The 19,205-nt window shown below is 41.1% G+C and carries 16 protein-coding genes; 5 read left to right on the top strand and 11 right to left on the bottom strand.

What is annotated here, in order from left to right; genetic code table 11:
* Window positions 1-113 precede the first annotated feature (113 nt).
* The 3 genes from V7L07_RS30685 to V7L07_RS30675 form a co-directional block, all read right to left on the bottom strand.
* Entirely contained in the window at window positions 114-392 is a 279-nt protein-coding gene (locus V7L07_RS30685) for a GlsB/YeaQ/YmgE family stress response membrane protein (RefSeq protein WP_335063137.1), read from the bottom strand.
* Window positions 393-571: 179 nt separating this feature from the next.
* Window positions 572-1,954, bottom strand: a complete 1,383-nt coding sequence (hemN, locus tag V7L07_RS30680; RefSeq protein WP_335063136.1) for an oxygen-independent coproporphyrinogen III oxidase — start codon at window positions 1,952-1,954, stop codon at window positions 572-574.
* Between the two features lie 138 nt (window positions 1,955-2,092).
* Window positions 2,093-2,809, bottom strand: a complete 717-nt coding sequence (locus V7L07_RS30675) for a biliverdin-producing heme oxygenase (RefSeq protein WP_335063135.1) — start codon at window positions 2,807-2,809, stop codon at window positions 2,093-2,095.
* A 226-nt stretch (window positions 2,810-3,035) separates the two neighbouring features.
* On the opposite strand from V7L07_RS30675, the gene V7L07_RS30670 reads away from it, so the two are divergent.
* Entirely contained in the window at window positions 3,036-3,380 is a 345-nt protein-coding gene (locus V7L07_RS30670) for a hypothetical protein (protein ID WP_335063133.1), read from the top strand.
* Window positions 3,381-3,783: 403 nt separating this feature from the next.
* Window positions 3,784-6,030, top strand: a complete 2,247-nt coding sequence (locus tag V7L07_RS30665; RefSeq protein ID WP_335063132.1) for a DUF1796 family putative cysteine peptidase — start codon at window positions 3,784-3,786, stop codon at window positions 6,028-6,030.
* A 67-nt stretch (window positions 6,031-6,097) separates the two neighbouring features.
* Here V7L07_RS30665 and V7L07_RS30660 read toward each other — a convergent pair whose 3' ends face one another.
* The 6 genes from V7L07_RS30660 to V7L07_RS30635 form a co-directional block, all read right to left on the bottom strand.
* Complete coding sequence (locus tag V7L07_RS30660) at window positions 6,098-6,952, bottom strand: hypothetical protein (RefSeq protein ID WP_335063130.1); 855 nt, start codon at window positions 6,950-6,952, stop codon at window positions 6,098-6,100.
* Between the two features lie 273 nt (window positions 6,953-7,225).
* The gene (locus V7L07_RS30655) at window positions 7,226-8,728 is read right to left on the bottom strand and encodes an acyl-CoA synthetase (RefSeq protein WP_335063128.1); all 1,503 of its coding nucleotides are present in this window, start codon (window positions 8,726-8,728) and stop codon (window positions 7,226-7,228) included.
* Between the two features lie 144 nt (window positions 8,729-8,872).
* Entirely contained in the window at window positions 8,873-9,853 is a 981-nt protein-coding gene (locus tag V7L07_RS30650; protein WP_335063127.1) for a magnesium transporter CorA family protein, read from the bottom strand.
* Between the two features lie 346 nt (window positions 9,854-10,199).
* Window positions 10,200-12,260, bottom strand: coding sequence for a tetratricopeptide repeat protein (locus tag V7L07_RS30645; RefSeq protein WP_335063126.1), 2,061 nt, complete (start codon window positions 12,258-12,260; stop codon window positions 10,200-10,202).
* Window positions 12,261-12,659: 399 nt separating this feature from the next.
* Window positions 12,660-14,543, bottom strand: coding sequence for an aspartate kinase (locus tag V7L07_RS30640; protein WP_335063124.1), 1,884 nt, complete (start codon window positions 14,541-14,543; stop codon window positions 12,660-12,662).
* Between the two features lie 119 nt (window positions 14,544-14,662).
* A complete protein-coding gene (locus tag V7L07_RS30635) occupies window positions 14,663-15,232 on the bottom strand; it encodes a Uma2 family endonuclease (protein WP_335063122.1) in 570 nt (189 codons plus the stop codon).
* A 261-nt stretch (window positions 15,233-15,493) separates the two neighbouring features.
* On the opposite strand from V7L07_RS30635, the gene V7L07_RS30630 reads away from it, so the two are divergent.
* The 3 genes from V7L07_RS30630 (at window position 15,494) to V7L07_RS30620 (ending at window position 16,561) form a co-directional block, all read left to right on the top strand.
* Window positions 15,494-15,823 (top strand): DUF433 domain-containing protein, encoded by a 330-nt coding sequence (locus V7L07_RS30630; protein WP_335063121.1) that lies wholly within the window; start codon window positions 15,494-15,496, stop codon window positions 15,821-15,823.
* Window positions 15,823-16,182: a DUF5615 family PIN-like protein gene (locus V7L07_RS30625; RefSeq protein ID WP_335063119.1), complete on the top strand. Its 360-nt coding sequence runs from the start codon at window positions 15,823-15,825 to the stop codon at window positions 16,180-16,182. The genes V7L07_RS30630 and V7L07_RS30625 overlap by 1 nt, the downstream gene beginning before the upstream one ends.
* 106 nt (window positions 16,183-16,288) lie before the next feature.
* The gene (locus V7L07_RS30620; protein ID WP_335063117.1) at window positions 16,289-16,561 is read left to right on the top strand and encodes a hypothetical protein; all 273 of its coding nucleotides are present in this window, start codon (window positions 16,289-16,291) and stop codon (window positions 16,559-16,561) included.
* Here the strand turns inward: V7L07_RS30620 and V7L07_RS30615 are convergent.
* Window positions 16,489-18,708, bottom strand: a complete 2,220-nt coding sequence (locus tag V7L07_RS30615; RefSeq protein WP_335063115.1) for a tetratricopeptide repeat protein — start codon at window positions 18,706-18,708, stop codon at window positions 16,489-16,491. The two genes, V7L07_RS30620 and V7L07_RS30615, sit on opposite strands and share 73 nt — an antisense overlap.
* A gap of 51 nt (window positions 18,709-18,759) precedes the next feature.
* On the bottom strand, window positions 18,760-19,137 hold the full coding sequence (locus tag V7L07_RS30610; RefSeq protein ID WP_335063113.1) for a hypothetical protein: 378 nt from the start codon (window positions 19,135-19,137) through the stop codon (window positions 18,760-18,762).
* Window positions 19,138-19,205 lie beyond the last annotated feature (68 nt).

The following is a 19,205-nucleotide window of genomic DNA, read 5'->3' as shown; positions in this document are numbered from 1 at the left end:
AGTCTTTTTCCAGAGAGAGCTAATTTGATGTTTGATAGCTTCTTCAACTGGTGAACTAAAACACTGAATAAAATACAGTAGTTATCTCAGGTTTGATAACCGCTAATCAGTGATTAGGCATTGCTGCTTCTTCTGATTAATCCCCATAGATAAATAGCAACAATTGCACCAAGCACAGCCACTAAAACACCAGGAAGAGTTAAACCAGTGCCAGCCGCAGTAATTTGTAGAGTTCCTGTTCGTAACAAGGTAAATAGAGTTCCACCAACGAAAGCACCAATGATACCCAAAATCATTGTGGAAAGGATTCCACCACCTTGATAACCAGGATAAATAGCTTTAGCGATTGCACCTGCCAAAATTCCTAAAACTATCCAAGCAATAATACTCATAACTGCCTCAACAAGCTCACCTGTGTCTAAGTTATCAACTCTGATTTCAAATTCTTTCTACCAGATGGGGTAAATGCTAAATCCAAAAGTTAGACAAAAGAGTTTATATCAAAAGAACTTAGATCCCCGACTTCTTAAAGAAGTCGGGGATCTGGGCAGCACAATTTGCAGAAATGATATCAAATAGCGCGGGAAAATTTTGTCTCTCGCGTTCTTGTATGAGTATCAAAGATGACGGCAATATTTCTTACTAGTAATCTACCGATGTCTGTAATCTGGATCTGATTTTTTGATAAACTGACTAGACCATCGGCTTCTAGTGGTTTTAACGCCTCTAGCTCATCAGAAAAATATTCATCGAAACTGATATGATATTTGTTTTCAATGTCTTGCTTATGAAGCTGAAAGTGAGACATTATGCCCATAATCACATCCCGTCTGATGATATCGTTCTGAGTAAGTTTAATACCTTTACTAACAGGTAATGTACCCGCTGTAAGTGTCTGATAATAATCCTTTAACTCTTTGTGGTTTTGGGCATAAGCATCTTCTAGCATACTGATGGATGTGGCACCAAAACCAAATAATTCTGTTTCAGCGTGGGTAGTATAGCCCTGGAAATTACGCTTGAGAGTGCCATTGCGTTGAGCGATCGCTAGTTCATCATTAGTTTTGGCAAAATGATCCATCCCAATAAATAGATATTCGTTACTAGTCAATTCTTCAATGGTCATTTTCAGAATATCTAACTTTTCCTCTGCTGGGGGTAGCGCTTCTTGAGGAATATTTTTTTGTGTCGGTTTGAGCCACGGCACATAAGCAAAGTTAAAGACTACAATTCTGTCAGGATCTAATTCAATCGTCTTTTTCAGCGTCTCATGAAATGTCTCGCGGGTTTGATAAGGTAAACCATAGATTAGGTCTACATTCACACTTTCAAACTTAGCTTCTTTGATCCAACTCATGACATCAAAGAGCATTTCTTCAGGCTGGACACGATTTACAGCTACTTGAACTTGGCGATTAAAATCCTGAATGCCAAAACTAATGCGGTTAAAGCCAATCTGTCTCAGAAAGAAAATGTAGTTTTTATCGATATAGCGGGGATTAATCTCAATTGAGATTTCTGCTTGGGGGTCGATGTTGAAATAGCGATTGATGTTTTTCCATAAAAATTCTACTTGGTGAGGTTCTAAGTAATTAGGAGTACCACCTCCCCAATGGATTTGCAACACTTTTCTATCTGGATCGATTAAAGCTGCGGTGTTTTTGATGTCTTGAACCAAAGACTCTACATAAGGTTTAGCAATATTTTTATTGTTGGAAATTACTGTGTTACAGCCGCAGAAGTAGCAAGCACTTTGGCAGAAGGGGATATGGAAATACAAAGAAAGAGGGGTTTTGCGTTGATTCGAGGCTGCGATCGCGGCCTTAAAATCAGTTTCAGTGAATGTTTCGCTTAACTCTGTAGCGGGCGGGTAACTGGTATATCTAGGTGCGCGAGTGTCGTACTTTTGAATCAAATCCAGATCAAACTTGACACCAGGTAATAGAAAAACCATTGAGTTGCTTTCCAATGAATGAGGGGATTGGGAATTGGGGACTGGGGATTGGGGATTGGGGATTGGGGACTAGGGATTGGGGAGAATTATTGAACAAGTTTCTTTCTAATGCCCAATGCCCAATGACAAATGACAAAATTAATTAGTCGCCGCTACTTCAGTGCTACCTGAATTCCGAGAACGAGTGAGGCTATTAAACAGGACTTGACCGAGTGCTTTAATTAAACTTCCCTCTAACTCTTGAGCCATTTGTAAATTGAACCCAAAGGCATTATTGGCTTCTGCAACAATCCGTTCTGCTGTTATATCATCAACGGGTAATGCATTTAATGCCTGACGATACTTATCCTTAAATGCCTTTTTGTCAGGAATTTGCTCAAAGTTGTAAAAGGATGTGCCTTCATAGCCAGAAAGTTTCAGGGCTGACTGAGCAACTTTTTGTAGCATTTGACCCCCAGAAAGATCGCCCATGTAGCGAGTATACGCATGACCTAACAATAAGGCTGGTTCACTAGCAGAAATTTCCCGAATGCGGCTAATGTATATCTGGGCAGCTGGTGAGGCTGTAACTCGCTCTCGCCAATTATCCCCATAATAGAATACCATGTCTTTTTCGAGCGAAGATTGGCGATTAAGTTCAGGAAAGTAAACTGCACTAATTACAGGATGCTTTATATGGCTTTCTAATGCCGCTTCTAGTTCACTGTAGACGTAATACAAGTTGCTTAAGAACTTGGCAAAGCAGTCTTTATCCACAACTCCTTGCAAAAAACATTTCATGAATGCCACATTTTCCGCTGATGTGTGGGCTTGTTGAGTTCCAGAGCGGAGTTTGATGGCTAGATTGCTACTCATTGTTGCTTCCTTCATGTTCAAGCGCAAGGTTTCTCGGCAGTCACCGATTCACGATGCCTGCCAAGTCCAGCTAAAAAATTGTTATTGTAGGTTTAGGTTTAGAAAGTATTTGCATCACTCTATCCAGCAAGAATCACTGCCGATGCAAATCCTAGCTATTTTTATCTCTCCTAAAAGTATTTAACTATTCATTCATATATAACTATGCGGATATTAATATTTATTTATGTTTTCTGATGCTCATATTCAGGCATCTAACCTTAATCTGAAACTAGCAGAGATTGGCAAGAGCGATGCCTACGACGGCAAGCTACGCTCAACAATTATAAAATTTTGCCAAAAATTACTCTTGATAACCTCCATTGTTGGGCATCTATTGCAGACTTACCTAATTGTGAAGGAGGTAGCCCCGATGAAACAAGTTTCAAAAGCCTTGAATGAAAGAATAACTAGGGACTGGGGATTGGGGATTGGGGACTGGGGACTGGGGACTGGGAGGAGAATAATAACTCAGCACTCAGCACTCAGCACTTTCAAGTCAGTCCTGATCAAACAAGTTTCACAGCCTTGAATGAAAGAATGACTGGGGACTGGGAACTAGTATTTTTACTCAGCACTCAGCACTCAGCACTTTCAAGTCAGGAGGTTGCAATACAGCATAGCAACTCTTGGATTTCAGTGCTACTGAAGCAAAAATTTAACTTAATCTTATCCTGTTTTTGATTTGTTCTTAGTTGTGCTAAGACTTTTAATACAATATATTCTGTTTAATCAGTATTAAATCTTTTATAAAAATCCGATTTAATCTTGTAAAATCCTGGCTGCTGTAGCTTTGAGTGATGTAAATCAGAGCTTCAGTATACTTAACAAGATTCATACCGGATTCTGAAGATATCTATGTGATATTCTCAAAATGTGTTTAAAGATTCAGCCTGACTGTTTGGTATCGTACTCACTAAATCAGGATAGACTCTATGTATCGATTCCAAATCAGTGCATACACGCAAACGGGCGAATACATTGGTATTGTTGGTTCTACTCCAGAGTTGGGATTGTGGGATATTACCAAATGCATCCATCTGCATACAAGTAGCGATCGCTATCCTTTATGGTGGACAAATATTGACATTCAAATTTCTGGCGATGGACAGAAAGTTGAATACAAGTATGTGCGTCTCGATACAAACGGTAACGCAACATGGGAGAGCTTACTAGATACAAACCGCTGGATTCCCATTGATTCTAACAATGACGCCAACACAATTATTGTGGATGATGGCGCATTTGGCTATTTACAACCTTATCCGTTCGGATATATTGAGAACCCTGCTGTCAGAATATCCCTGGATGAAGAGTCTCAAGGATTAAAAATCGTAGTCATTGGTAGTTCCGTCGCATTAGGTCATAAAGCCTGGTTTTTGAAAGGTTGGGTCTGGTTGTTGGCACAGGCTTTACAGCAAAAATATGGGCATAAACTCGTAAATGTGTCAGAGGTGGGGGCGAATGTCAGCAGAACGGTCGCTCGATTTGGCTCAGTTGTCACTCCAGAACAACCAGATATCGTCATTATTGCCTTGTCTCTGGGCAACGAAGGATTAGCCTACTGTCCCCCTCACGAACGTCGGGCAGTACAGCGACGGTTTGAAAGTGGCTTGCAGCAACTTGTGAAAATGACACGCGACATCGGAGCAATCCCGATTTTAGGCGGAGTCTATCCCAACGGTGATTATTCCCAGGAACATTACTCGCTGATCCGAGACACACATAACCGGATGCTAAGTTGGGGCGTGACTGTATTGGATTGGTTGGCAGCCGTCGATGATGGGCAAGGACGATGGAAAGCAGGGACATCTTTCGATCCGGCTCACCCGAATACAGTCGGTCATAGCCTCATGTATCAGCAGATCGACCACCACCTATTCGATATCGAAAAAGACGAATTAGCAAAAGAAAAACAACGCTCCCAGCAACCGAATGAATTCCCCATCTACTTTGACAATGGTGGCTTCCATCTCTCTATCTGTATGGAAGAGAAGCGTTTGCGGATTGTTAATCCATCACAATACAGCTATACCATCGCTCCCTATTGGCAGGAACTACAAACTGCACTGCAAAGTCAGGCGGGATTGATATCAGGTATTTACATTGCCAAGAATGCCCAGCCAGAAACGCTCCCTTTCTTGGCTGTAGAGGATGGCGCGATCGCAACTACAATAAATATTCCTCCTGGTGTCAACCTAGAATATAGCGCCGCCTTCAACCTCTTTTCGCCGAACAACGTTTTGTTCTATGACGGGCATTTGGGGATTTTGCAAGCTGATGAACGCCACCTCTGGATAATCAACGAATCAGACAATGAGTACAATATCCAGCCGATGTGGACGGAGGTTTGCAACGCACTTAAAGCTATGCCATCGGGTGTTTATGAAGATCCGCTTTATCCCGATGCCCCTTTTCGCACCATGATGATTGGTAAGGATGGGTTAGAAAGTCGGGTGAAAGCACCACCTAAGTCTGCGGTGTTGTTTCAATACAAATGTGAGTTATCGGATATTAGCCGTGTGGCCATTCTTCCCCTTGGCGATCGCTGTGCCGTCCGCATGATGTTATATAAAATGGAATATGATGGTCCCGCCTTTCCCTTTGATCTGACGCGCACCACCAATATTGGAGATGTTGCGGATGCGATCGCACACGGTTTTGATGATATGTGGAATCCTGCTTTTCTGCATTACAGTCCCGATGCAGGTAGAATTTACCATAGTAAGTGGTCGGGATTATCCTTTGCCCATGAAGTTGAGGAAACAGACGACCCCACGAACGATATGTTTCCCGTCCATGAACGGATGCGCGTTCGCTACACAGCACGCTCTGAAAGGTTTTGGTACGCATTGCAGCACTGCGACAAAGTTCTTTTCGTCCGCACTGGAATTAGCGATCGCGGTGGTGTGATAGATTTGGTGAACAAGCTACAAAAACAATGCCAGGGGAAACCATTTCATCTGTTGCTGCTTTCTCCTCAAAGCGATTATGAATTTTTAGGCCTTCCCAATGTACTGCATTACAATGTCGAGTTTAATCCCGATCGCATGTATGATGATTTGGGACACTGGATGTATTGCACAGAGGTGATGCGAAGAATTCTGGAATCCCTTGGTGTGTCGAGCAAAAACCTCTTTTGGTGTCCGCCGAAAATACCAAAGGTTACTTCAAAAGCGTAGGGAAAACTAGTCTCAATTATTTTTATAATTTATGTGAAAAATATTGATAACAAACGTTAGCTTTCATTTAAAAATCTATATCTATATCCCAATTCAATGAAATATTTTCAAGTTCCACTAACAAGAAATTGTTAATTCCAGTTGTTTCCCATAGTCTCATAAAATCATTTCTATTTATATTTGAACCAACAGGTATATCTATACGTTCTTCTTCTGAAGACTTTATTGTTACTAAACCATTGCCTGTAACTGGAATTACTTTTCCGACTTTGCCAATCAATATCGAAATTAATACATCTTCTAAATTTAAAGGATTATAAGGTAATTGTTCTATACATTCTTGTAAGTTTTTGTTATTCCAAACAAAATCTTTAGGATAAGACATTGCGTCAGCCTTTTCCTCAGTATACTTATAAGCATCTTGATGCCATATACAAGTGGAACCATATTTATCAAAACCTTTTAATGAAAACCCAGGAACATAATCGTTAATAAATAATTCCCATATAGCTACTTCAGATGACCATTTATTTTGTCTTGTTAATTGATCGTGAAAATGAGCCTTATTACTGCTAGATGTTTTATAATCCCAAGAGTAATTAGTTCCTTTACGTAATCTTGGATATTTGGCTTCAAACATACAAACTTTTACAGCGTTTTTAGCACGGAACAATATAAGTGCATCACATCCAATTTTTTTTTCTAAATTACTATTTAAAATTTGAGACTGAAAACTAAACAACCGTTTTACAAGCTGACTATTACGTAAAAACAATCTTACATAACTCATTAATGTAGATACATAATCACGCTCGTCTACAATGCAACAATCATGTATATCTTTTCTAAGATGTTGATCTAAAATATAAATGCCTTTAGCTATAGAACTGTAGGGATAAAAGTTAGGCTGAATAGCTATCATAAATATTTTTTGTCAGGAAATGATTAGAATGTATTATATCTTCAATCTAAATATAAGTCATTTGATATTATGCAAGGTTGTTATATTCTAAAACAATCTTAGTGACTGGGGATTTACTTAAGTTAAAGGAATTACGAGGTTTGAAATTCTAAGTCTAACCCTCTTCCGTCACTCTGGAGTGAAACCTTAATTTTTCGTTAGCTAAAATATCGAAAATTCGTTAATTTTTCCAAACCTGATGAAAGAGGACTAATTAGGCGTTTACGATCGCTATCAGCAAAATAGCTCAACCACCGTTGGCTTAGTCACTTTCCCCATCGCATTGCGCGGTAATTCTTCAACTATCAAAATTTGGGTTGGCACTTTATAAACAGCCAATCGCTCTTTTGCCCAACTTCTGAAAGCTTGTAATGTTAAAGGTTGTGAGCCTTGCAATACTAACGCGGCACAAACCCGTTCACCCCACTCTAAATCGGCAACCCCAACCACTGCACATTCTTGAATATCTGGATGAGTTCTTAGCACTTCTTCAATTTCTAAAGCTGAAACTTTATACCCTCCGGTTTTGATGATATCTACACTCATCCGTCCTAGAATGCGGTAGTTGCCATTCTCCACTACGGCGGTGTCTCCAGTACGGAACCAGCCATCTTGGAAGGCTTTGGCGGTTGCTTCAGGGTTTTGCCAATATTCTAGAAACACTCCAGGGCCTTTAACTTGGATTTCTCCTGGGGTTTCGTCTGGGACTAACTCTCCGTTTTCATCCACTAATCTGACTTCAACATGAGGTAGAGGTTTACCAACATATCCAGACAACCGTTTACCATGTAAAGGGTTTGATAACGCCATACCGATTTCAGTCATTCCATAACGCTCAAGCAGAAAATGGCCGCTGATAGTTTGCCACTTTTCTAAAACTTGGACTGGTAATGCTGCGGAGCCAGAAACCATCAGGCGCATCTTAGAACAGCCTTCTGACATGATTTGTTGGCGTTCCTTAGAGGCTGTTTCCCAAGCAGTAATTAGCTTTACATAAATTGTTGGTACTGCCATAAATAAGGTTAAGTCGCCGTCACAAATTCGGTTCCAAACAGTTTCAGCATCAAATTTGCTCAATATATGGCACTCCGCGCCAGCCCATAAAGCACAGGTGAGTACGTTAATAATTCCATGAATATGATGTAGTGGCAGGATATGTAAAATGCGATCATCCGATTTCCATTCCCAAGCGGTGATTAAGCTAGTCACTTGCGCTTGAATATTTTGATGAGTTGTAACTACACCCTTGGGTTTACCTGTTGTACCGCTGGTGTAGAGAATTAAGGCGCGTCTGGTGATATCTATCTCTGGGAGCGGAGCAATATTAGATGGGAGCGTTTCTGAGGTGAGGATAAATCGTAAATTGTGTTCTTGGGTGAGCGATGCCTGCGGCGGTAAACTACGCAGTATACCTTCAAAATTAGGATGAGCAACAATAATCGATGCTCCAGAATTTTTAATTACGTACTCCAATTCTGGACGTGGGTGGGAAACACACAGAGGTACAGCTATGCCACCAGCACGCCAAATTCCCCATTGAGTGGCTACATACTCAAACCCAGGCGGAATGAGAAAGGCAACTCGCTGCTCTTGTAAATCTTCTGTATTTTGAAGAAGACTTGTTGCTATTTGACTAGAAGTGTGTAGCAAATCTCGATAAGTAAATGCTCCATCCGTTGTCACAATTGCTGTTTTTTCGTTTTGTTCTTCAGCACGAATAATCAATGGTAAATTCACGTTTATTTGCCGATTTAGGGTTGATTCAGTCTAATTAAAGAAAGTATATATATAAATCTAATTTAATTTACTTCGCACCAACAGACTCAGATCCCTGACTTCTTGAAGAAGTCGGGGATCTTTTTATTCGTAACTTTATAGATACTACAACCAACGTTGTTTTTTCGCATAGGCAATACTACCAATTACAATTAATGCCATCATACAAATCACCATAGGGTAAGCCCAAGGTTGTTCTAATTCCGGCATATATTTGAAGTTCATACCATAGAAACCAGACATAAAAGTGATTGGTAAAAATATTGTCGAAAGAATAGTCAGGCGATTAATTCGCTCACCTGTTTTACTAGCAATATTATCACGTTGAATTTCCATTAATTCTGACATCCAGGCTCTTATCGCTTGATATTCTTGCCAGAGCTTATCAACGTGATGAACCAATTCTTGATTGAATAGTTCTTTCACTGGCTGGCCGATCCATTGGAAATCTTCATTATCCATAATCGCCATAAGTAACTTGATACTTTGAAAATTACGGCGTCCAGAACGAGTAGATTGCCTCATGGTGGCAATTTTTTGGTATGTTGATTCATCACCAGAATTGTCTAAAACTTCATCTTCTAAATCATCAAGTTTTCTAGAAATATAGGTAAATACAGTTTCGTAATTATTTAAAATGTCTTTAAATATGAGATAAAAAAGATAGTCGATTCCCAATTTTTGGATATCTAGAGTTCGTTTTTGGAGATTATTAGCTAGAACACTTAAAATTTTTAATTCAGTGATTTCAAAAGTTATAATGAAGTTATTGCCAACGACAATATTGCCACGCACCACCTCAAACTCATTATTTTTTATTTGAGAAGTTAGGATTTCATAGCTGTCAAATAAACAATCTTCTACGTCTTCATCAATTCCTAGAGGTGAATGGTTGAAAATCATGTTAACACGAGATGGATTGAGTCCAAAGTGCTTGATAATTCTAGCTGTTCCAGTGCGATCGCGAAAGTGAATACAACGTAACCAAATATTGTGAGAACCATCAATTCTTTCTAGTACCGTATCGACATCCCTACTAGTAAATATTTCCAGGTTATCTGGATAAAAAGTCAGGAGAATTAGCATATAACAATCCTAATTGAGTCGTGAAAAAATACGGTGACTCATATTGAGCAATAATTTATATAACGCTAAGTAGTAAGGACTAAAGAGCTTACTAGGGAACATCTCACTTTCGTAAAAATATATCTAGCCGTGGCGAATAGAATTCGCGGCTATACAGACAAAACCCACCTCCGTGGGTTTCAAATTTCTTGAGTCCGCGCAGGCGGACTTGGTTTGTGTAGCCGCGATTTCTAATCGCCAGGTATATTTGCTAGTCGTAAATTTGTAAAGTAAAACACATTTAAATAGCACAATCACTTTCTAAGAGTTTTGACAGTTGACAGTCAACATTATATTGAATTGTGGCTCAATTTTTTTCTATTTTCCCAGATTTAGGGCGCGTAGTTGGCGCTGGCGCTGAATTATTTTGCAGAATTGCAATTTCCCGCCGTGCATCTTGATAACTATCTTGTTCCCCTTGCTGTTGGAATAGTTTTGCAGCTTTTTTGAAATCTGCGATCGCACCCGATTTATTTTTCTGCTTGGTGCGAATCACGCCCCGGTTATAATAGGCTAAGGCATTGTTAGCGTTAATTGCGATCGCTCGTGAATAATCCTGATTTGCAGCTTTTTTATTTCCTAGTTCGAGATAGGCGTTACCACGGTTGTTGTAAGCTGCTACATTATTAGTATCTAGTTTTAGGGCTGCGGTATAATCTTCAATAGCACCTTTATAATCTCCGAAAGAAAAGCGGTGAATACCTCTATGAATATAAGCTGCAATAAATTTCGGGTCTATCTGTAAAATAGTGTTGTAATCTTCAGTAGCTTCTACTTTATTGCCTAAATCGCTGTAAATATCACCACGATTAAGATAAGCTTCTATATATTTGGGATTGATGTTAATTGCGTCTGTATAATCTTTAAGTGCCGCATATTTTTGTTTATTAATCGATTGAGTTAAACCCCTTTGATAATAAGCTTTGGCATCACTAGGATTAATCTTAATTACTTTATCAAAATCTTGGATAGCTTCAAGTCTTTGTCTAAGACGACGGCGGAGAATCCCTCGTTGTAAGTAGGCTTCAGTATACTCAGGCTTGAGAGCGATCGCTTTGCTAAAATCTGCAATTGCACCGTTATTATCCTTCAATTGAGTACGAGCTAATCCCCGGCCATAATAAGGGTATGCCTCTTTAGAATTTAACTTAATTGCTTGGGTATAATCTGCGATCGCTTCTTTGTATTTGCCTAATTCCGAAAAAGCAAATCCTCGGTCAAAATAAGCATTAGCATCTTGAGGATTGAGTAAAATGGCTTGGCTAGAGTCTGCTTGTGCTTGCTCATAATCTCCTAATCGATAATAAGCATCACCTCGCCGATTATAAGCCAAAGCATTTTGCGGATCTAATTTAATAGCCTGATTAAAATCTTCAATTGCTCCTTCATAGTTTCCTTCTTCATATTTATTCTCTCCTTTTTGGTACAATGTCTGTTGAGCATCACGTAAAGGTTTTGGCGATCTCAATTGCCACGCTGCAACACCAAGAGTGATACAGACAGTTATACCAATTAGAACTAGTAATAATTTTTTTTGATGCTGTTTTTGTCGATCGTCATCAACATTTGTTATCTTTTTCAGATCGTCTAAAACTTCCGTTGCATACTGGTAACGCTTACGATAATTAAAACGCACCATTCGATTAATAATTTTTGCTAATTTCTGGTTAACTTGGAGATTTTTGTCGCGCCAAATTATTTCACCTGTCAGCTTATTTTTCTGGTTTTGTAAATTAGATATTTCCTTTGTAGGTAAACCTTTAAGTGCTGCGATCGCAACCATACCTAAAGCATATATATCACTGTTATATTTGAGGTTGCCATTAACTTGTTCTATCGGCATATACTCGGAATTTTCAACCGTATTAGTGATGGCTTCATTAACATTACCAAAATTAACCAAAACTAACTTTTTATCTGATTCACGGCGAATAATATTTGCTGGTTTAATATCCCGATGAATTACGCCATAGCTGTGTATAACAACCAAAATTTCTAATATTTCTGATAAAAGAGTAATTACTTGGTCTTCTCTCAAAGGTTGTCCCTGGATAATTTCGTCAGTTAAAGGATTCCCATGTATGAATTCTTGGACTATATAAAATTCTTGATTTTCTTCAAAATAAGCAATTAGCTTTTGAATTTGCTCGTGTTTCTGTCCGAGTTTTTCTAAAGTTGCTGCTTTACTGGCAAATAAGCGGTGTAAGCTTGTTAAAGCTTGAGGATTGCTATTAGGAGAATATAACTGCTTTACGATAAATTGGCTGCTAGGAAGATTAACATCTTCAACTAGATAGGTTATTTCTTTTTCCCCATCATTGAGAACTTTTAGTATTTGATAATGTCCATCTAGTAAATGACTATCCATCAATATAAATATAGTTTGATAAATTGTCCGATTATAGCTTACGTGTTATTTTTGGTTTTAAAATATAAATATTTATTTATTAAGCGCAGCCTCACATATAGCAATCCGATAGCGAAGCGGTAGCGAGTCAGACGCTACTGCGTCGCTAACGCTGCGCTATCGAGCGTCTTTGATTTCTGAATCACTCGTAGAGGTAAGGGACTGGGGACTGGGAAGAAGGAATAAAGGTGTACTGAGTTTTGTTCAAAAATCAAATATGAGTCCTATAGAATTAGTATAAGCGGCTCCAGTCCTTAAAATAGGGCTGGAGCCGCTTACTACAAACCTTTAATTATTCACGCCTACTTACCAGAAGAGTAAATAGACCACACGGTTAATTACGAATTATTCAGTTAAGTTTTACGCTGGTACGACAAATTTCTCGCTACCAGCCAATTCAAAGGCTGCGTGAATGGCTTGCAAAGCTTTAACACCTTGCTCTTGTGCCACAACACAACTAATTTTGATTTCTGAGGTGGCTATCATTTGAATATTGATTTGTTGTTGAGCTAAAGCTTCAAACATTTTAGCGGCAATACCTGGTTGTCCTACCATCCCTGCACCGACAATACTCACCTTAGCGATCGCACTATCTAAAACAACTTCACCCCATCCTAACTCTGCTGCTACTTCGGTAAGCATTTTTTTGGCATTTTCCCCATCGATCCGCGAGACTGTAAAAGCAATATCTCGCCTGGGAACACCATCAATGACTCGGCAGCGCTGAGATTGGATAATCATATCAACGCTGATATTATGCTGCGCTAATAATCCAAACAACTTCGCCGCCATCCCTGGCCGATCTGGTAATTGGCGAATAGCAAGACGCGCTTGATTCAAATCGAGAGCAACACCGCGAACGGGAGGTGCTGAGTGCTGAGTGCTGAGTGCTGAGTGCTGAGTGCTGAGTGGGGAGTGAGAAGTTAGGAGTGAGGAGTTAGGAGTGAGGAATTCTCCCCTGCTCCCTGCTCCCTGCTCCCCTGCTTCGATCTCAAAGGCGGTACGGAGTGCGTTGACGGCGCGATCGCATTGGTTGGCATCGACTACGCAACTTACTTTCACTTCGCTGGTGGAAATCATTTGAATATTCACGCCTGCTTCGGCTAAGGTAGCGAACATCTTTGCCGCGACACCAGGACGCCCAATCATTCCTGCGCCTGCAATGCTGACTTTGGCAATGTTATGTTCTACCATTACCTCGGCTTCATCCAAGTTGGGGTTAGATTGACTCCTCAGTGCTGGGGCGATCGCTGTTGCTACTGCTTCTGCTCGTTTTAATATTGGCATCGTGACAGTAAATGCAATGTCATTACTGTTACCTTCATGAACTGACTGAATAATCAAATCTACATCTACTTTTTGCCGAGAAATTTCGCCAAATAATCTTGCTGCTACGCCTGGTTTGTCAGGTACACGCAACAAAGCAACTTTCGCTTGATCAGTGTCAAATTCTACAGCATCTACTGGACGGGCAATTTCTAGATTGATTAGCGATCGCCCTTGGGGTTTAGCTGATGTCACCCAAGTACCTGGCTGATCCGTCCAACTAGACCTAACTACCAGGGGAACCCCATAGTTACGGGCAATTTCCACAGCACGGGGATGCAACACTTTTGCGCCCAAGCTAGCTAATTCCAACATTTCATCGCAGGTGATGGCATCCATCAACTGAGCTTCAGCAACCAAGCGGGGATCTGTAGTGAGAATACCTGGAACATCTGTATAAATTTCGCAAAAATTCGCTTTTAATGCGGCTGCGATCGCCACTGCTGACGTGTCAGAACCACCACGACCCAAAGTCGTAATTTCCATCTCTCCAGCGCTAGAGATACCTTGGAAGCCAGCTACTACAACTACTTTACCTTCATTTATGTGGCGATTGAGGCGAGTAGTTTCAATATGCAAAATCCGAGCGCGGCTGTATTCAGCTTCAGTAACAATTCCTACCTGAGCGCCAGTCATAGAGATTGCGGGTTGTCCGAGTTCCTGCAAAGCCATACTGAGTAAGGCAATAGTTACTTGTTCGCCAGTGGAAAGCAGCATATCCATTTCCCGGCGGTTAGGATTTGGAGAAATTTCAGTAGCTAGTTTGACGAGTCCATCGGTGGTTTTGCCCATTGCCGAAACCACTACGACAATAGAGTTTCCAGTTTTAACAGTTTTATAAATACGCTGTGCAACAGCTTGAATACGTTCGACTGAACCGACAGATGTACCACCGTATTTCTGAACTATGAGCGCCATAACTTTTTTTAATCAATTGTGCCTGCTTTCATCAACGCTTCCACCTGGTTAGGAAGCCTTCAAGGCTTATCAGTTATATATTTTACTAAATATTGCGTCGAATACCCTATAATAATTGATTATTCAAAAATGACATCTTCGTAAAGTGTTGCCATTGTTTCCTCAAAATCCACGCTGTTGAGTCGAAATGATTGATCCTCTGCTGTGTAAGATTGTAAAACCCATAACCCTTGTTCATTGCGGCGAAAACACTCAACTCGCTGACGTTTTGTATTAATTAAAACATACTCTTGCAGACTTTCCAGTGTTTGATAATCGGCGAATTTATCACCCCGATCAAAGGCTTCGGTAAAATTAGATAAAACTTCGACAATTAAACAGGGAAATCTTTTATAACCTGGCGTTTCTTGATCTCGGCGATCGCAAGTAACCATCACATCAGGATAATAAAAGCGATTCAGAGATTCGATTCTGGCTTTCATGTCAGCGATGTAAACACGACAACCAGAGCCGCGCACATGATTACGGAGGAGAGCGAACAGGTTTCCCGCAATGGTAACGTGTGCATCAAGCACCTCAGCCATTGCGTAAATATAGCCGTCTATATATTCATGCTTGATATCGCTCTGTTCCTCCATTGGGAGGTATTCTTTAGCAGTAAGATAGTTTTGTTGGGGCGAGGCTATCATAGTTGAAACTTCAAGGTTTGAGTGATATTTATTGATGGCAAGTATATTTTATAATCCAATACGTTTCCGTTAAAGCAAGAGACGCGATAAATCGCCGTCTTTACAAGAATGAATCTTTTGTAGAGACGGCGATTTATCGCGTCTTTAAGAGCGATCGCTTGTAGATTTACACTTATTTTCTAGAGCCTACGTCTTGACAACACCATCATTCAAGGCTTTGAGGCGAGATAATATAGCTGTGAACTCCATTTGGGTAGACCAATGCAACTAGAAGATTATTTTGACTTTTTATCAGCCGATGATATTCGCCTGAAAGGACACCGCATCGGCATCGACAATATACTTGATTATTACTTGGAAGGATATACCCCGGAAGAAATTGCTGCTAATCTACCTAGTTTGAGTTTGGAACAAATTCACGCTACTATTACTTACTATCTCCATAATCGCACTAATATCGAAGCTTATTTGTCACGTGTGGCAACATGGCGCGAACAGCGTTACCAAGAATCGCTTGCAAATCCTTCATTTTTGGTACAGCGCCTCAGAATCTTAAAAACTCAAAGAAATGAACGTCAGGTAAGTGCTTAGTGAAAGTTCGTTTTTTGCTTGATGAAAATTTGTCACCACGTTTAAAAGTAGCTGTTCTTCGGCTTAATCCGGCAATAGATATTTTGCGCGTGGGTGAAAGTAATGCACCGACATTAGGAACTTTAGACCCTGATGTGTTGCTTTATCTGCAATTATCTCAACGGCTGTTAGTGACAGATAACCGCGCTAGTATGCCGGCTCATTTAGACACACATTGGGCAGAAGGTAGACATATTTGGGGCTTATTCTGGTTGCGTCCGAGAATACCAATAGGACAATTAGCACAAGAACTATTGCTAGTTTGGGAGACTACTGAGGCAGAAGAATGGATCGATCAGTTGGAATGGATTCCTTTTTAAGCGATCGCCTGTAGATTTATACTTTAAAGTAGAGCGATCGCCTTTATAACACCATCATTCCACCTCAGAACAAGAAACGACTAGCTCGGAACTAAAACGTTCTCGTTTGAAACAGGAACGTTCTCGCTTGGAACAGAAACGTTCTCATTTAGAACAGGAACATTCTCACTTGGAACAAGAAGGTTCTCATTTGGAACAAGAAGGTTCTCGTTTGAAACAGGAACATTTTCGTTCAGAACACGAATGGCCAAGTTTAGGCGATCGCACTTTTCAGTTTGATCACGGTACGCTTTGCACAAAACTAGCTTATTCTGAATTTTGGGAGAGGCGATCGCGCAAATCTGCTAAATTTTCACGCACAGTAGCAGTATTGGGATGATCTACCCCTAACCGACGCTCTAAAATATCTAAAGCTTGGATGCAAAGGGGTTCGGCTTCGCTGTATCTGCCTTGTGATTGGTAGAGTGACGCGAGGTTGTTGAGGCTAGTGGCGACAGATGGATGTTCTTCTCCCAGCAGTTTACGCCTGAGTGCTAAAGCTTGGATGTAAAGGGGTGCGGCATCACTGCATCTGCCTTGGGAGTTGTAGAGATACGCGAGGTTGTTGAGGCTAGTGGCGACATTTGGATGTTCTTCTCCCAGCAGCTTGCGCCAGAGTGCTAAAGCTTGGATGTAAAGGGGTTCGGCTTCGCTGCATCTGCCTTGGGAGTTGTAGAGATACGCTAGGTTGTTGAGGCTAGAGGCGACATCTGGATGTTCTTCTCCCAGCAGCTTGCGCCTGAGTGTTAAAGTTTGGATTAAAAGGGGTTCGGCATCGCTGTATCTGCCTTGGGAGTTGTAGAGATACGCTAGGTTGTTGAGGCTAGTGGCGACATTTGGATGTTCTTCTCCCAGCAGCTTGCACCAGAGTGCTAAAGCTTGGATGTAAAGGGGTTCGGCATCGCTGTATCTGCCTTGGGAGTTGTAGAGATACGCTAGGTTGTTGAGGCTTTGGGCGACATCTGGATGTTCTTCTCCCAGCAGCTTGCGCCTGAGTGCTAAAGCTTGGATGTAAAGGGGTTCGGCATCGCTGTATCTGCCTTGGGAGTTGTAGAGATGCGCTAGGTTGTTGAGGCTTTGGGCGACCTCTGGATGTTCTTCTCCCAGCAGCTTGCGCCTGAGTGCTGAAGCTTGGATTAAAAGGGGTTCGGCTTCGCTGTATCTCCCTTGGAAATGGTAGAGTGCCGCTAGGTCGTTGAGGCTTTCTGCAATAGAGGGATGTTCTTCTCCTAAGCGTTCTTTGGTAGCTTCTAGACACTTTTGGTACCAAGGTGCAGCTTGCCTATACAATCCCTGACCTTTATAAAATTTAGCGTTACCCATGAATGGCGAAATTAAATCATCATCACTGACGTATTGAATTAGATTCTTCGCTATTTCAGCTATATGAGATATGGCGGGGGAAACAGCAGTGATTAGCTTAAGGGTAGGGTCTTCAGGAATATCTTTAGCAACTGCTACCATTATCCGACAAAGCGATCGCTTAAGTTCCTCTGCTTTTTCTAAACCTGTACACTTATATTGGAAAAACTCCCGCAACAGTGGATGCAATTGATAGATTCCCTCATCTTTGCGCTGGAGTAAATGCAGATTCAGCAAGGTATCATCTCTAATTTCCTCTAAATCTTCGGCATCTTCTTCTGGTAAACACTGTTCCACCAACTCCCAGGGTATGGGTGCGGCGGCAAATAAACTCAATAAACAGCCCAATTGCTTATCGCTGTCCTCTAATTCTTGCCAACTCAACTCAAAGGCTGCTAATACACCTCGTTGTGCTGTCATGTCGGCTTCCGACTTAGATTTAGACAGAGAACGCTCATCTAATCGCTTGTTTTGCAACCGCCGCAACATTTCTGCTAAAGATAAATCCTGTTTCCGCGCCAGATAGCGCCCCACTAATTCCACACCCAAAGGTAAATATCCTAGCCACTCACACAACCGATTTGCTAAAGCTAATTCTTTTTCAATTCGCCCCGGTGTTTCTTTGAGTAAAGACTTTAATAACTCCAGCGCCGCCTCTGGTTGCAGCACATCCAAAGATAACTGTGCGATGCGTCCCAACTTCTGGCGCGTAGTTATCAGCACTTTAAACCGAGAAGGTAGCGACTGTAAGTAAGGTTTGACTTCCTCGTAGTCACTGACATCATCCAAAACTAGCAGCACATCGCCCTCACGCCAATGCCGCCAACAATATTGCACTTGCGCGAGTATGTCAAAATCTTCTGGCGGCTTTAAATCAAGCTGCGTTCTGGCAAACTGCACAACTTGAATGCCCACATCCCCAGTTTTTGCGAACAACCAGCAAAGCCCACCGTTATATGTTTCGCGGCGTTTAATGGCATATTGTAAGGCGAGTTCTGTTTTACCAACTCCACCCATACCAGCGATCGCAGCAATGGCAACTTGTTTATTATCCTGCAAAAGTTGGTGAAGATTTTGCAATTCTTCTTCACGCCCGACAAACTTCTCTACCCCACTCAGGGGCAAATTTTGCGGTATTTCAGTAGAAAGTATCGATTCCCCTTGGGGCGGCTGTAGTCAGAAGTTTAAGGTGTTACCAGAAATAGTATTAGTTCCACCTTTGATATTTATCCCCTGCCAATTTTCAATAATAGTGTTCGTCAGTTGAGGTTGTGCCTCATTGGCTACAGCTTCCACAGCTTTAGCAATTTCAGGATCTTTCTTCGCCGCTTCTTCTACCTGCTGCCCAATAAGATAAGCTTGACCATAATCTAAAGATTGTGTTTTAGCCTGTTCAATAACCTTCGCCGTGCTAGGTTCCTTGCGTTTTAGCAGAACTAACAACTTTTCGCCTTCGTCCCAAGCCTTTTCACCGATGATTTCACCAGTTTTTTCAAAGGCTTTGATGATTACCAAAGTTGCGATCGCACCTGCTGTCAGTGATACTGGCTCCATAAGTTTGCCAAAGTATACGAGATTTCACTTATGATTCTCAGTTTAACAGAGCTAGGGCGAATGGAATG

Source organism: Nostoc sp. (genome assembly GCF_036916985.1).
In the GTDB taxonomy this organism is placed as follows: domain Bacteria; phylum Cyanobacteriota; class Cyanobacteriia; order Cyanobacteriales; family Nostocaceae; genus Nostoc.
This window is presented reverse-complemented; position numbering and strand designations above follow the sequence as displayed.